Here is a 14,593-nt window from a genome sequence, read left to right as displayed (position 1 = left end):
ATCCCGCTCGGCCGGATTCGTAGGGTCGGCGGCCCCGTAGGTTCTCCGCCGTGCGCACCCAAGACCCAGCCGCTGAGCGGACCATAGCCGAGTCCCGGCTCCGATCCATCGCCGCTCCCGAGCGCACCCCTTTGCTCGCCGGCCTGCCCGCCTCCTTCCAGGCGTTCCGCGCGGCCGTGGCCACTCCGACGCTCGATCCGGGCAGGCCCGGACTGCGAGTCCTGCTGGCGCTGGCCGCCGCCGCCGTCATCGTCGCCGGGTTCTTCCTCTGGCGCTCCCAGCCCGCCCCTGAGCCACTCCCCGCCCCCACCCCGGTCGCCGCCCCTCCAGCCGCCCCTCCAGCCGCCCCTCCAGCCGCCCCTCCAGCCGCGCCGTCCCCGGTGGCCAAGGTGACGGTCCACGTGGCGGGCAAGGTGCGCGAGCCGGGCGTCTACACCCTCCCCATGGGCGCCCGGGTCACCGACGCGGTCACGGCCGCCGGAGGCGCACGCGGAGGCGCCTCCCTCGGCTCGGTCAACCTGGCGAGGCGGCTGATCGACGGCGAGCAGATCATGGTCGGCGCCGCGGTCACGGGTGCCGCCGCACCCTCCCCGCAGGCCGACGTCCTGGACCTCAACTCGGCGACCCAGGACCAGCTGGAGCAGTTGCCGGGCGTCGGCGAGGTCCTGTCGTCGCGGATAGTCGACTACCGCACCACCCATGGTGGCTTCACCAGCGTCGACCAGCTCCGCGACGTCAGCGGCATCGGGACGAAGACGTTCGAGGAGATCAAGACGAAGGTCCGGATCTGACATGTCCGTTCTCCGGCGCCGCGCGCCAGATCGCCGTACGGCCCCGCACGCCGACCCTCGCGACGCGAGCCCGGGCGACGCTGCCGTCCACCGGGGTCTCTGGCCGCTCGCACTCCCCGCGCTGGCGGCATGGGCGGGCGCCCTCGTCCTCCTGGGCTGCCCGGCCGGCGTGGGAGCGATCGTGTCGGCCGTGTCCGCGACCGGTGCCGTGTCCACGGCATGGCTGGTCCGCTCATCGCACGGCCGCAACGTGACGATCGCGGTCCTCATCTGCCTCGCGGCGGCCTCGGCGTCCGTCGCCCTGCGCATCCACGCCGTCGCCACCGGCCCCGCGGCCGTCCTGGCGGCCAAGGGCGTGACCGTCACCGCCGAGCTGACGCTGACGGACGATCCCAAGATCAGGCGCTCCACAGCCGCCTACTTCCGCCGGGACGGCGTCATAGCCGAGGCGACCCTGGAAACCATCGAGACCGGACACCAGCGCCTGGCGGTTCACGCCCCGATCGTCGTGTTCGCCAACGGCCCCGAGTGGCGCGACCTCCTCCCCAGCCAGCGCCTGCGGGTAACGGGCCGCCTCTCCGAGGCCAACTCAAGCGACCTGACGGCGGCCATCCTCCTGGTCCGGGACCCGCCCCGGATCCTCGCGCCCCCTTCACAGATCCAAGCGGCGGCCGGCGCGTTCAGGGCGGGCCTCCGCACGGCCGCCGACGTCCTGCCACCGGACCAACGCGGCCTCCTCCCAGCACTGGTGGTGGGCGACGTCTCCCGCATCGACCAGCAGTTGACCGCAGACCTCCAGGAAGCAGGCCTGAGCCATCTGAATGCGGTCAGCGGCGCGAATCTCGCCATCGTCGCGGGCGCCGCGCTCGCCCTCTCCCGCCTGGCAGGCCTCCCTCTCGCCCCCAGAGCCGCCTTGGCGGCCCTGGCCATGCTCGCCTTCGCCGTGGTGGCCAGACCTTCACCCAGCGTCCTGCGAGCCCTCGTGATGGGCCTCGTGGCGGCCGCCGCCCTGGGCACAGGCCGGGCCAAGGACGGCATGGCGGCCCTGTCGGCGGCGGTCCTCCTGCTGATCCTGTTCGCTCCGGAGCTGGCCCGCTCCTACGGTTTCGCCCTTTCCGTCACCGCCACCGCGGGCATCCTCCTCCTGGCCCCACGCTGGCGGGCCCACCTGACCGGCACGGGTGCGGATGCTGCCTCAGCGGACGACAGCGCCGCGAGCCCCACGGCGCCCGCAACGGACACGTCAGCGGACGACAGCGCCGCGAGCCCCACGGCGCGTTCTTCCCGGGAGACGTCCACCCGACCCGCCATACGGTCCTCCCACGGATCGTCCGCGGGCGCCTCCGCGCCATCCTTCCTGCGACCACCCGCGGCGGCCGCGCCCACGCGTGGGGTGGCCCCGGGCGTACTGGGGGCTTCGGCAGGCGGTTCACCCGCACGCGGAGTCGCACCGGCAAGACCGCTCGAAACGGCGAGGAAACGGCGTCGGCGGCTGCCCCGGTGGGTGGCGGAGGCCGTCGTGGTGCCCGCGGCGGCACAGGCTGCCGTGACCCCCGTGCTGGTGCTCATGTCGGGGCAGGTGAGCCTCATAGCGGTCCCCGCCAACCTGCTCGCGGGCCCGGCGGTCGCGCCCGCGACCCTGCTCGGGTTCGCCGCCGCGCTGATCGCGCCCTTCTGGCCCGAGGCCGCCCGGCTGCTGGTGATCCCGGCGGGCTACGCGGTGGGCTGGATCATCATGGTCGCCCAGTGGGCCGTGAGCGTGCCCATGGCCAACGTCCCGTGGCCGGCGGGCCTGGCGGGGCTGGGCCTGCTGGCGGTCGTCACGGCCGTGGCGGTCCCGGTGATGAGACGGCGCGCCTGGCGGACGGTCACGCTGACGGTCGCGGGTGCGGCACTCGTCGCGATGCTCGCCGTACGACCGATCGTCGCTCCCTGGCCTCCCTCGGGCTGGCTGATGGTGATGTGCGACGTCGGCCAGGGCGACGGCCTGGTGATAGCGGCCGGCCCGCGGCAGGCCGTGGTCGTCGACACGGGCCCGGACCCGTCCGTCATGGACGGCTGCCTGCGCAGAGTCGGCGTCCGCGACATCCCCCTGGTGATCCTCACGCACCCCCATGCCGACCACGTGAACGGTCTCACCGGCGTCCTTCGCGGCAGGCGCGTGGGAGCCGTCCTGACGAGCCCGCACCGCGATCCGACGTCACAGGGCGCCCGCCTCACCGCAGAGCTCGCCCGTCGGCGCATCCCGCAATGGACGGCGCATCCAGGCACCCGATGGCGCTTCGGTCCATCGGACCTGACGGTCCTGGCCCCCGGCCCGGCGCAAGGCAGAGCTGAGGGCCCGGGGGAGGGCAGCGCTGCCAACAACTCCAGTGTCGTGATCCACGTACGCTGGCCCGCGGGCTCGGCCCTCCTCAGCGGCGACATCGAGTCCGAGGCCCAGGAGGATCTTCTCCGCGGCGCGTTGCCGCAGACCGACATCCTGAAAGTTCCCCATCACGGTTCTCCCCGCCAGATCCCGGCGTTCTTCGCCGCGATCAAACCCCGCGCCGCGCTGATCAGCGTGGGCGCGGACAACGGCTACGGCCATCCCGCCCAGCCGACGCTCGCGCTCCTGCGTCATCTCGGCACTCGCGTGTACCGCACCGACGAGTCGGGAGATCTGGCGATCATCGATCTGGAGGGCGTGCTGGCGGTGGTGTCCCGTGGCCGCTGAGCGCCGCTGGTGTCGAGCGTGCGAGCACGGGGACATGCACCTGGGGCCCACGGGTGCGGGTGCCGGGGTGAGCCGGTCTCGGGGAGTGCCGAAGGCCCGAACGGGGGCGGCGGCGGCTGTCGAGGGCGTGACGGGGCGTGCCGTGAGTGGATGGGGGCTTGCGGAAGGGGCGTGGCAGGTTCGGGGCCGTGTGCGAGGGGGAGTTCGCGTCCGGGTTCCCGGTGGGGATCGAGTTCCGGGTTGTCGGTCGCGCGTGGCATGCTGCTCGACATGGCGGGAACCGATCCAGCACCTGTGACCTTGGTGGTAGGCGACGAGGAGTTGCTGGCCGAGCGGGCGGTGAGTGTCGTCGTGGCGACGGCGCGGGCCGCCGAGGCGGGGGCGGAGGTGCACGATCTGGTCGGGTCGAAGGTGTCGGCCGGTGAGCTGACCCAGCTCACCTCGCCGTCCCTGTTCGGTGATCGCACCGTGGTGGTGATCCGGTCCGCCCAGGATCTGGTGAAGGACGTCGCCGCGGAGGTCGTCGCCTATGCCAAGCGCCCTTCCGACGATGTGGTGCTGGTGCTGGCGCACCCGGGCGGGGTCAAGGGGAAGGCGCTGGTCGACGGGGTCAAGAAGGCGGGGGCCAAGGTCGTCACCGTCAACAAGGTGACCAAGGCGGGGGAGCGGCTCGAGTTCGTCAAGGGCGAGGTCAAGCGGGCCGGGCGCAACATCTCGGCGGATGCCGCTCAGGCGCTGCTCGACGCCGTGGGCAATGATCTGCGTGAGCTCGCCGCGGCCTGCAGCCAGCTGGCGTTCGACACGCAGGACAAGACCATCGGTCTCAATGCCGTGGCCCGCTATCACAAGGGGCGGGCCGAGGTAACCGGCTTCAACGTGGCCGACTCGGCGGTCGAGGGGCGGCTGGGTGAGGCGCTGGAGCAGTTGCGGTGGGCGCTCGGCACCGGAGTCGCTCCCGTGCTGCTGGTGAGCGCGCTGGCCGGCGGGTTGCGGTCCATCGCCAAGGTCGGGGGGGCGCCTCGCAACCTGCGTGGCGGGCAGCTGGCCGCCCATCTGGGGATGCCGCCGTGGAAGATCGACAGGGTCAAGCGGCAGGTGAACGGCTGGGGCCCTGAGGGGCTGTCCCGGGCCATGCAGGCAGTGGCGGACGCGGACGAGCAGGTCAAGGGCGGCGGCGCCGACCCGGCCTACGCTCTCGAACACACCGTGCAGGTCATCGTGGCGAGCCGCACCGGCCGCTAGCAGTATCGACCACGAGCATCGTCAGTGGCGAGCGGTACCGGGCGCTCGCGGGATCGACTTCGGGCGTTGTCAGTGGCGAGCCGTACCGGCCGCTAGCGGTACCGGCCAGGAGTGTTGTCGGTGGCGGGCCGTACCGGCCGTTGGTAGTGCCGATCAGGAGCGTTGTCGACGGCGGGGGATCGAAGGGGGTCTCGTGTCCCAGTGCGACGTCTGCCGGGTGGCCTGGTCGCGGAGCTGGATCTAGCCGGCCTCGATGCTCAACAGGAGGCGCTTGAGCAGGACGTCAAGGGTGTCCTGCTCAGCCGGAGCGAGGGCGGCGATCATCTCGGTCTCCACCTGCCCCCTGATGGCCATGGCCTCCAGCCACAGTTCGTGGCCTCTGGAGGTGACCTCGACATCGACGCGGCGCCGATCGCCCGTGCCGCGCACCCGGCGCACCAGGCCGGCCTTCTCCAGCGTGTCTAGACGGCCGGTCATGCCCGCCGGTGACAGGAGCAGCTCGGTGGCCAGCTCCGAGGGGGTCGCGGAGCCGCCGTGGGCCACCAGCCGGTGCAGGGTCTCGAACTCGAAGTCCTGCATGCCCACCCTGGCCAGCGCCGTCTCCTTGGTGTGGGCGAGATGCTTCACGAGGACCTGCATGCGGGTGACGATCGCCTCCACCCGCTCGTCGTAGGGCCCTTTGCCGCGCCAGCGGGCGAGATGACGGTCGACGGAATCCTCCACGGGACGCACTATACGGCAGCAAGTATTTTGTTGACGAATGATTCGCTGGCGAAATATCGTACCTGTCCATGATGACCCGCTTACTGCTCGGCCGTTCGCTGTCGGCCCTGGCCACGGCCCTGATTCCGACCACGCTCACGCTTGCCGTCCTGGGAGCCACCGGCAGCGCCGAGACCCTCGGGCTGGTGCTGGCGTGCGAGCTGCTGCCGTTGCTGCTGTGCCTTCCGGTGGCCGGGGTGCTGGCCGATCGGTGGCCGCCGCAGCGCGTGGTGCTGGTGGCCGACCTGGTGCGCTGCTCGGCTCAGGCGGCCATCGGGGTGGAACTGCTGGCGGGTGTGGATCGGATGCTCGATCTGGGCGTGCTGTCCGCTGTGACAGGGGTGGCGATCGCGTTCGGGATGCCGGCGGTGCCCCGGCTCGTGGTGGCCGTGGCGCCCCGGGAGCAGCGGCTGCGGATGAACGCGCGGATCGGGGTGGCGACCAGCCTGTCCAGCGTGCTCGCGCCCGCGCTCGCCGGTGGTGTGGTGCTGCTCGCCGGTCCGGGCTGGGCGGCGCTGCTCACCGCCGTCCTGTTCGCCTGCTCGGCGGTGACGCTCGGCGGCATCCGTACGGCCGCGAATCCCGAACGAGCGGGCGGGCAGCCGCGAGGCGCGTTCGGCAAGGAACTGGCCGCCGGGTGGCGGGAGGTCAAGGGGCGGCCGTGGTTCGTCGCGAGCGTCCTGGGGCACGGCGTCTGGCATTTCACGGCGGGGTTGTTCCTTACGCTCGGCCCGCTGATCGCGCTGACGCGGCTCGGCGGGGAGGCGAGCTGGGTGCTGATCGTGCAGTCCGGCACGGTGGGCCTGGTGCTGGGCGTGTTCGCGGCGCCCCGGCTGCCGGTGCGCAGGCCGCTGGTGGCCGTGCAGGTGGCCGCCGCGCTGTATCTGCTGCCGCTGGCCGCGCTGGCCGTACCGCTGCCCGCCTGGGGGATCGCGGCGGCGTACGCGGTGGCGATGTTCGGGCTGGGGGTGCTCAGCCCGCTGTGGGAGACGGCTGTGGCGGAGGAGATCCCGGAGGCCGCGCTGGGACGGGTGCGGTCGTTCGACGGGCTGATCTCGTTCGCGTCGCGGCCGTTCGGGCTGATGGTGGCGGCCCCGCTGGCGGGGGTGACGGGGACGACGGGCCTGCTGCTGGCCGGAGCGGTTCTGGTGGCCGCAGCGAACCTCGCGGCGATCGTCAGGATTCCTGCAGCGCGGCCTCTCGGAGCACCCCGTCGCTGATTTCCAGGACCCGGTCCGCGAGCGTGATGAGGTTCGGGTCGTGCGTGGCGACCAGGGCGGTGACGCCCTCGCTGCGGACCAGGGCGCGCAGCAGCTGCATGATCTGCCGCCCGGTCTGCGAGTCGAGCTGTCCCGTCGGCTCGTCGGCGACGAGCAGCCGGGGCCGGTTGGCCAGCGAGCGGGCGATGGCCACGCGCTGCCGCTGGCCGCCGGACAGCTCGTAGGGGCGCTGGTTCGCGTGCTGCTCCAGGCCGACCAGGGAGAGCAGCATGCGCACGCGCTTGTCCCGCTCCCCGACCGGGGTGCGGGCCAGCCGCATCGGCACGCCGACGTTCTCGGCCGCCGACAGCACCGGGATGAGCCCGAAGGACTGGAACACGAATCCCACCACGTCACGGCGCAGCGCCAGCAGGTCGTCCTCCGCCATCGCGGTCACCTCGTGCCCGGCCACGACGACGCGTCCGGCGTCGGGCCTGTCCAGGCCGCCGATCTGGTTGAGCAGGGTGGTCTTGCCCGAGCCCGACCGCCCGCGGATGGCGATCAGCTCTCCGGGGAAGGCCTCGAAGGACACCTCACGCAGCGCGACGACCTCCTTGGGGCCGCTGCTGTAGACCTTGCGCAGCCCCTCGACGACGACCAACGGCTCACTGCTCACCGGAGGGCTCCTCTCTTGCCGGCCATACGCCGATATGGTCGGACTCCAGCTCAAGGCGCACGCGGCGCTCCATCTCGAGCGCGTTCATGAAGTCGCGGGGGAGCTGCAGCCGGCCCACGCGGTCGAGGACCGCGTACTCCTCCGCGATGATCTGCCCTTCGGCGTCCTCGCGCCGCAGCGTCTCGCTGCTGGTGCGCCCGTCACGGATGCCGACCGTGCGGTCGACCTGCTCCGACACCAGCGGATCGTGGGTCACCACGACCACGGTCACGCCCAGCTCCCTGTTGGCCTTGCGCAGCGCGTCGAACACCTCCTCCGACGTCTCACTGTCGAGCTCGCCGGTCGGCTCGTCGGCCAGGATGAGCTGCGGCGAGTTGGCCAGCGCGACCGCGATGGCGACGCGCTGCTGCTCACCGCCGGACATCTCGGGCGCCTTGCGGTCGGCGCAGTAGCCGACGCCCAGCAACTCCAGCAGCTCGGACGCGCGACCGCGGCGAGCCTTGCCGGCGAGCTTCATGGGCAGCTCGACGTTCTCCCGCGCCGACAGATAGGGCAGCAGGTTGCGCGCGGTCTGCTGCCAGACGAACCCGACGACCTCGCGCCGGTAACGCAGCCGGTCCTTGGCGGTCATCGCGAGCAGATCCATGCCCGCCACCTTGGCCAGGCCCGCGGTGGGGATGTCCAGCCCGGACAGCACGTTCAGCAGCGTCGACTTGCCCGAGCCGGACGCGCCGACGATGGCGAGCAGCTCGCCCTTCTGGACGAGCAGGTCGAGGCCCTGCAGGGCGACCACCTCGACGCCCTCGGTCTTGTAGATGCGCACCAGGTTGTCGCAGACGATGTGCGCGTCGCCGCCGAAGGCGGCCTCGCCCTGGCTGGCCTGCGCCTCCAGCTCGGACAGGGTCGGGTTCAAGCGAGGTCACCCACTCTGAGTACGGCGCCGAGACTGCGGCGGCGGCTGATGGCGGTGTGCGCGTAGGCGCCGAGCACGGCGACGGCGGCGAGCCCGGCCGCCAGCGCGGCGGGCGTGATGAGGTCGAGTTCGTAGTCGCCGACGGACAGGCCACCCGCGTAGGAGGACAGATCGACGCCTGGCCCCAGCGCGGCGGGCAGGCCGAGGCCGAGTGCGAGCCCGACCAGCGCGGTGACGAGGATCATCGGCAGGATCTCCAGCACGGTCAGCCGCTGGGCCTGCCGGTCCGACAGGCCCAGCGTCCGCAGGAACGACAGCGCTCTGGCCCGGTCGGCGGCGCCGATCACCAGCGTGATGACCACCGCGATCAGCGCGTAGGAGGCGAGCGCGACCGTCACCACGAGCAGCGTGTCGCGCACGGTGCTGGTCAGCGGGTCGTCCTGGATGGCGGCCAGGGCTCCCGCCCGGGACTCGACCTTCGCATGCGGAGCCGCCTGCGCCAGCGCGGCCGGCGTGGCGTTCCCGTCGATCAGCAGCGTGTTGACCGCCGGGCGCTGGTTGACGTCGAACGGCACGACGATGAACTTGCCCTGGGTGAAGAATCCCGGCACCGCGGGGATGACGCCCTGCGTGGTGATCCGCAGCCGCGACTGCCAGCCGATCTCGAAGGTGCCGCGCCCGCGTAGCTCATGCGAGACCAGCGCCGGAATCCCCGAAGCGGTCGCAGGCAGCGCGGGCAGGCTGATCGGCGTGCCGGCGAGCAGCTTCCGCCACCGTGCCAGGTCGACCGCGATGATCTGGGCGCGTTCTGGCGTGTGGCCGACCTGCACCGTGGCGGTCTGCGCGGGCACCACCCGCCGCACGCCGGGCACCTGGCGCACCCGCTCGACGACCTCGGCGGTCAGCTCCCGCTCCGAAGAGATCTTGAAGGGCGCTCCCACGCTCTGCCACGCCGCCAGCCGCTGGGTGCCGGCGACGCCGTCGGAGATCACCGACGCGAACACCGACACGCCCAGCGCGGGCAGCAGGATCAGCACCGGCAGCACGCTGAACGAGCGCGCCCTGGCCGCCCGCGTCAGCCCCAGGAAGGGCACGGCGGGCCGCATGCGGGCAGCCAGCCGGACGAACAGCCGCAACGGGTACGGATAGCAGCGGATGGTGATGAGCGCGGCGGCGAGCGTGAGCGCGAGCGGCACCAGCAGCAGGAACGGATCCTGGCCCTCCTGCGCCACCTGGGTGGTGAGCCCGCGGGTGCGCAGCAGGTAGGCGCCGGCCAGAGCGAGGCCCACGACCAGCAGCTCCAGCGTGATCCGGCGGACGGACGGGCGGGCCGCCACCACGTCGTCGCGCCGCTCGTGCAGCGGCGCCCGGTGCGTGACGGCGATCCGCGCGGCGGCGAACGCGAGCGCCGTGCCGATCACGGCGGCGGGCCCCAGGTGCACGATCGGCAGCACGGGCCCGGGAAAGAGGTACGACAGCGCGTACCCGGTCACGGCGGCGGGCGCGACCGCCAGCGCGACCAGCCCGGCACCGGTGCCCGCGACCTGCCGCAGCGAGCCGCCCCGGGCCCGCGTCAGGGAAAGGCCGTGGTCCATCCGGTCGATCAGGAGCTGCACGGCCAGCACGATCACGCCGAGCGCGACCAACAGCAGCCCGCCGAGCACCAGGAACATGACGGTCTGGGCGGTCGCCAGCGCGGTCAGGAAGTGGCCGAGCACCGTAGGCAGCCCGGTCATCAGCGTGCTGCCGGCGAAGATACCCGGTTGCAGCTTCATCCGCCGTTCGAACTCGTTCACCCCGGAGGCCAGCTCGGGCACGTCCAGCGCGGCGGCCGATCGGTGGTGGATCGGCAGGACCCACTGGTAGGACAGGTTGCGGTCGTCGCCGCTGAGCGCGGAAAGGCCGGCGTCCGGAATCAGCGCGGTGGTGTACCACTCCGAGTCGAGCTTGCCTGGCGGCACCACCTGCCTGACGTGCAGGATGTCGCTGTTGTGGGTCCAGTAGCTGTCGGCGGCGTCCTTGGCACGGAAGATGCCGACGATCTTTACGGCCGCGTAGTTGCTCTCACCGATGATCTTCGTGTCGCCGAGTTGGAGGTGCATCAGGTCGCGGGCCTCGCCCACGATGCCGACCTCGAAGAGCGGGATGGTCATCCCTCTCCAACGCATCTGGGTCGGCTCGCCCGGCGCGCGGCCCTCGACCCAGTCGACGCGCCGGTCGCTGTCGGACAGCCAGCCCAGGTTGATGAACGTCCAGCCGCCCGACTCGTGCACCGGCGTCTTGTAGGTCTTGGCGCTGGCGTGGCCGGTGCCGGTGCCCGGTGGCGGCACCAGGTTCTTCAGCGGCGCGGGCACGAGCTCGCGCAACTGCTCGTCCTGCGCCTCGAACTGGGCGCGCTCGCGCAGGTCCTGGGCGGCTCCGCTCGACGCGAGGACCGCGGTCAGGTCCACCCGCACGGCCGGCGCGCTGCTCAACGACTGGCGCAGCGCCTGGTCGAACGCCGCCTGCATGACCCGCGGCAGGCCCGACACGAGCAGGCACGCGCTCAGCGTGAGCAGCATCAGGACGGCCACCGCCCCGAGGTGCACCCGGGCGAGCAGCAGGAGCTTCACTGGTCGTCTCCTATCCGCAGTGTCCTGCCGAGCCCCTGCCTGCGCAGGCTGCGAGCCAGCCCGGCGACGATGCCGAACAGCACTGCCGCGACCAGGACCAGCATGATCGCCGTGGCGAGCCACGGGATGTCGAGCAGCACGGCGGGCGTAACGGCCGAGGCCTGCCCGGTCAGCACGATGTGCGGGACGACCAGGCTGCCCACGACGCCGGCGAGCGCGGTGCCCGCGGCCAGCGACAGGCCGATGACGAAGGCCTGCTCGACGGCCAGCAGCCCGAACACCTGCCTGAAGCTGACGCCGAGCGCGCGCAGGATCGTGAACTCCGCCATCCGCTCGCGGGCGGCGACGGCGGCGTTGACGAGGAAGCCGAGGGCCGCGAACACCAGCGCGGCCAGGAAGCCGAGGATGAGCGCTCCCTGCAGGCCGCTGGCCAGCGGGTCGTCGCGCAGCTCGGTGGCCAGCTCGCCCTGGTCGACCACGGTGACGTCCCATTCCGGCTTGCTCCTGAGCGCGGCGTGCGCGGGCCCGGCGTCACCCGCGAGCCACCACTCGGTGGCGGGCCTGGGCTGCTGGCCGGCCAGGTGTCCGTGAGCCTGGAGCGTGGCCCAGTCGACGAGGACGGCGGGCTGGCCGGGCTCCGTCGTGGGCATCTGGTCGACGACGCCGACCACCTTGACGTCGATGACCCTGCGGTCCAGGTTGATCTGCCCGCTCTGGCCGGCCGCCAGCTTGCTCGCAGCGGCGAGATCCGCTGTGAGCAGCACCGGCACCGGGCCGGGCTCGGCGGGCGGGGCGAAGGCGGCCACGACCGGCTCCCCGCCCTGCACCTCCAGCCTGACCTCCGGCGCGCCGAGGTCGCGCCCGTCCGCGCTCAGGCCTGTCAGCCTGATGTTCGCGACGCCGTCCTCCGGCGGGGTGGCGACGAAGCCGTGGACGGACAGAGGATAGGTGATCTTTCCGCTCCGCCCGGCGAGTGCCCGGAGGTCCACGCCGAGCCGGCCCTGGCCGAGGTCGGTCATCGGCAGCTCGCGCCAGACGCCGAGGGCGTCGGAGATCCGGACACGGAGCGGCAGGTCGCGGTCCATGCGCGCGGCCACCGTCAGCATGGTCGGCTCGCCGGGGAGCTCCAGCGCTCCGGCGCTCGGCCGGCTCGCGCCCAGCCCGCGCGCCATCTCCCCGACGGACTGCGCCGACAGGTCCGGGCGCAGCTGGAACAGCTGCTCCAGCTTGCCGGCGTCCAGGCTGAGCAGGGTGGCGGTGTCGCCGCCGACCTCGGTCTGGCCGCGGAAGGCCGGCGAGACGGCCGTGACGCCCGGCAGCGCGGCGAACGCGGTGCCCCGGCCGAACGTGCCCAGCTCCGGCCCGTCCGGCGGCCCGGAGACCCGCAGGTCCGTGCCCGCCTGGTGGCGCGCCTGGTCGAGCTGGGAGGCCCGCCAGGTGGAGGCGGTCGCCATGGACACGATGCCGATCGCGATCGCCATGGTCAGCAGCAGCGCGGGACCGGCGTACCTGAGAGGGCGTCTGCTCACCTGCCACGCGCCGAGCGCGGGGGCCAGGCTCGGCCGCCTGGTGGTGATCCGCTCGGCGACCTTCGAGATGCGCGGGACCAGCCGCAGGCCGAGCATGCCGCCGGTGAGCAGGGCCAGCGCGGGGCCGGAGATGATGAGCGGGTCGATGCCGAGGCCGCCCCCGGCGGTGGTGGTGACAGGCGCCCCGTAGTGCTGGAGCTGCCAGATCGCCAGCGCCGCCACCACCAGCAGCGCCAGGTCCGCGCCGGCCCGCTCGATCAGCCCGCGCCCGCCGCCGCGGCCGCGCGAGGCCTGCTGCTCGACATAGGTACGGCGCGCGCCGGACAGGGCGGGAAGCATGAGGAGCACGGCCGAGGCCAGCGCCACGCCGATCGAGACCAGGAACGTGCCCAGGTCCGCCGCCGGTGCGAGCCGGACGCCGGAGGCCTCTATCCAGGGCAGCGAGTTGACCAGGGCGAGCAGCGGCGGGCCGAGTAACGGCGCGACGAGCGCGCACGGCACCGCCACCAGGAGCGCCTCGCCGCCCGCCAGCGTGGCCAGGCGCAGCGTTCCAGCGCCACGCGAGCGCAGCAGCGCGACCTCCATCCGCCGGTGGTCGGCGAGCAGGCGGGCGGTGAGCATCAGCGCGTACGCCGCGAGCAGCAGGAGCTGCAGCACCGGGATCAGCATGGTGGAGCGGGCGACCAGGGAGGCCGTGTCGAGCTGGGTGAGCATCTCCGGCAGGCGCGTGATGGCGGTGCAGCTCGCGCAGCCGTTCGCCCTGAGTGACTCGGGGAGCTCGGCGACCCCGGCGGCCAGCGGGCGCAGCCGCTCCGGCGTAAGCGTCCGCAGGTCGGGGACGGCGGTCCAGGTGGTGCTGACGTTGGTGGCGAAGCGGGCCAGGAACGTCTCGCGCGGCACCATCAGCGGGCCGTACGTGGTGAACTCGCCTGTCTCGACGCCCCTGCTGAGCAGTTGCTCGCCGGCCCAGCGGTCGCCGAACGGGTCGTCGAGCTGGAAGACTCCGGTGATGCGGACCTTGACGGGCTCGCGGGCCAGGCGGCCGGCCACAGTGATCTCCCGGCCGGTCTCGAACCCGGCCGCCGTCGCCGCCGACAGGGGGATGGCGGCCTCGACCGTGTCGCCATCGCCCGTGGCGGGGCCGGGCCACGTGCCCGAGACGAGCCTGGCCTGCTCGTCCAGGCCGTCGTAGCTGCCGAACCTGAGCAGCTCGGGCACCTCGCGGCGCTCCTGGCCGGGCATCACGTAGGAGTCGGAGCGGAAGCTGGTGATGATGTCCGCGCCGACGCCGGTGAAGGTCGTGGCCACCTGGTCCCGTACGGCCCGGTCGCGCTCCGGGAAGGTCTCGCCCGTCACGGAGGAGCCGATGGTGAGGGCCACCTGGCGCAGCGGAGCGGTCTCCATCGTCCGGCGCACCCCGGCCTCGGCGATGGAGGAGGCGTACATCGTCAGCGCGACGAGGGTGGTGGTGGCGAGCAGGATCGAGCCGAACGCCGCCAGCAGGAGCAGCGGCTCGCTGAACGCCCGCTTGACGACCAACGGCCCCCGCATCAGTCCCCCTTCGCCTGTTTACTGAACCCTTGGGCAGGAAGGTGACCGGGGGCAAGTGATCGATTCAACGGTGACGGAGCCGATACGCTGCGGCGATGCGCATGTGATATCGAAACTGTGACAAAGTCGCCCTGGACTTACTCCGTGCGGCGAAGTACGGCGCCGGACATCAGAAAACGCCGCACCCCGGATGGGGAGTGCGGCGCTCCGGTGACAGCAGACCTACTTGGCGGAAAGCGCCGCGGTCTGCTTGGCGATCGCCGACTTGCGGTTGGCGGCCTGGTTCTTGTGGATGACGCCCTTGCTGGCGGCCTTGTCGAGCTGGCGGGCAGCGACGCGCTGGAGCGCGACGGCCTGCTCGAGGTCGCCCTGCTCGGCAGCCTCGCGGAACTTGCGGACGGCCGTCTTCAGGGAAGACTTGACCGCCTTGTTGCGCAGGCGGGCCTTCTCGTTCTGCCTGTTGCGCTTGATCTGGGACTTGATGTTCGCCACGAAGAAGCCTCGGTGAAAGTCTGGGTGATGGATGGGCGCGCGGGCTCGATGAGAGGGCGCGCCACACGCAAGTGAACAGGTTACCAATAACCCGGGTGGCTGCTCAAATC

Annotated in this window: 10 protein-coding genes; 4 read left to right on the top strand and 6 right to left on the bottom strand. The window is 72.5% G+C overall.

The features are described 5' to 3' along the window. Nucleotides 1-50: 50 nt before the first annotated feature. From V5E28_RS03245 to holA, 3 genes are all read left to right on the top strand, one after another. Nucleotides 51-791 (top strand): ComEA family DNA-binding protein, encoded by a 741-nt coding sequence (locus V5E28_RS03245; RefSeq protein WP_336204790.1) that lies wholly within the window; start codon nucleotides 51-53, stop codon nucleotides 789-791. 1 nt (nucleotide 792) lies between these two features. Further along, nucleotides 793-3,507, top strand: a complete 2,715-nt coding sequence (locus tag V5E28_RS03240; RefSeq protein ID WP_336204789.1) for a ComEC/Rec2 family competence protein — start codon at nucleotides 793-795, stop codon at nucleotides 3,505-3,507. A gap of 258 nt (nucleotides 3,508-3,765) precedes the next feature. Next, nucleotides 3,766-4,749 carry a DNA polymerase III subunit delta gene (gene holA, locus V5E28_RS03235; RefSeq protein WP_336204917.1) on the top strand — a complete coding sequence of 328 codons (984 nt, stop codon included), beginning with the start codon at nucleotides 3,766-3,768 and terminating at the stop codon, nucleotides 4,747-4,749. Between the two features lie 240 nt (nucleotides 4,750-4,989). Here the strand turns inward: holA and V5E28_RS03230 are convergent, their stop codons facing one another. Then, the gene (locus V5E28_RS03230; protein WP_336204788.1) at nucleotides 4,990-5,472 is read right to left on the bottom strand and encodes a MarR family winged helix-turn-helix transcriptional regulator; all 483 of its coding nucleotides are present in this window, start codon (nucleotides 5,470-5,472) and stop codon (nucleotides 4,990-4,992) included. A gap of 68 nt (nucleotides 5,473-5,540) precedes the next feature. Between V5E28_RS03230 and V5E28_RS03225 the strand changes: the two genes are divergently transcribed. After that, complete coding sequence (locus V5E28_RS03225) at nucleotides 5,541-6,731, top strand: MFS transporter (RefSeq protein WP_336204787.1); 1,191 nt, start codon at nucleotides 5,541-5,543, stop codon at nucleotides 6,729-6,731. Here V5E28_RS03225 and V5E28_RS03220 read toward each other — a convergent pair. The 5 genes from V5E28_RS03220 to rpsT form a co-directional block, all read right to left on the bottom strand. Next, nucleotides 6,688-7,386 carry an ABC transporter ATP-binding protein gene (locus V5E28_RS03220; RefSeq protein ID WP_336204786.1) on the bottom strand — a complete coding sequence of 233 codons (699 nt, stop codon included), beginning with the start codon at nucleotides 7,384-7,386 and terminating at the stop codon, nucleotides 6,688-6,690. The genes V5E28_RS03225 and V5E28_RS03220 overlap by 44 nt on opposite strands. Next, complete coding sequence (locus tag V5E28_RS03215) at nucleotides 7,376-8,299, bottom strand: ABC transporter ATP-binding protein (RefSeq protein ID WP_336204785.1); 924 nt, start codon at nucleotides 8,297-8,299, stop codon at nucleotides 7,376-7,378. Before V5E28_RS03215 ends, V5E28_RS03220 begins: the two co-directional genes overlap by 11 nt. Beyond that, complete coding sequence (locus V5E28_RS03210; protein WP_336204784.1) at nucleotides 8,296-10,911, bottom strand: FtsX-like permease family protein; 2,616 nt, start codon at nucleotides 10,909-10,911, stop codon at nucleotides 8,296-8,298. The genes V5E28_RS03215 and V5E28_RS03210 overlap by 4 nt, the downstream gene beginning before the upstream one ends. Continuing rightward, nucleotides 10,908-13,991 carry an ABC transporter permease gene (locus V5E28_RS03205; RefSeq protein WP_336204783.1) on the bottom strand — a complete coding sequence of 1,028 codons (3,084 nt, stop codon included), beginning with the start codon at nucleotides 13,989-13,991 and terminating at the stop codon, nucleotides 10,908-10,910. The genes V5E28_RS03210 and V5E28_RS03205 overlap by 4 nt, the downstream gene beginning before the upstream one ends. A 222-nt stretch (nucleotides 13,992-14,213) precedes the next feature. Beyond that, nucleotides 14,214-14,483: a 30S ribosomal protein S20 gene (rpsT, locus tag V5E28_RS03200; protein WP_336204782.1), complete on the bottom strand. Its 270-nt coding sequence runs from the start codon at nucleotides 14,481-14,483 to the stop codon at nucleotides 14,214-14,216. Between the last annotated feature and the right edge of the window lie 110 nt (nucleotides 14,484-14,593).

It is taken from the genome of Nonomuraea sp. LPB2021202275-12-8 (genome assembly GCF_037044575.1).
Taxonomy (GTDB): Bacteria; Actinomycetota; Actinomycetes; order Streptosporangiales; family Streptosporangiaceae; genus Nonomuraea.
Note: the sequence above shows the minus strand (reverse complement) of the source record. Positions and strands in the feature narration are given on the sequence as shown.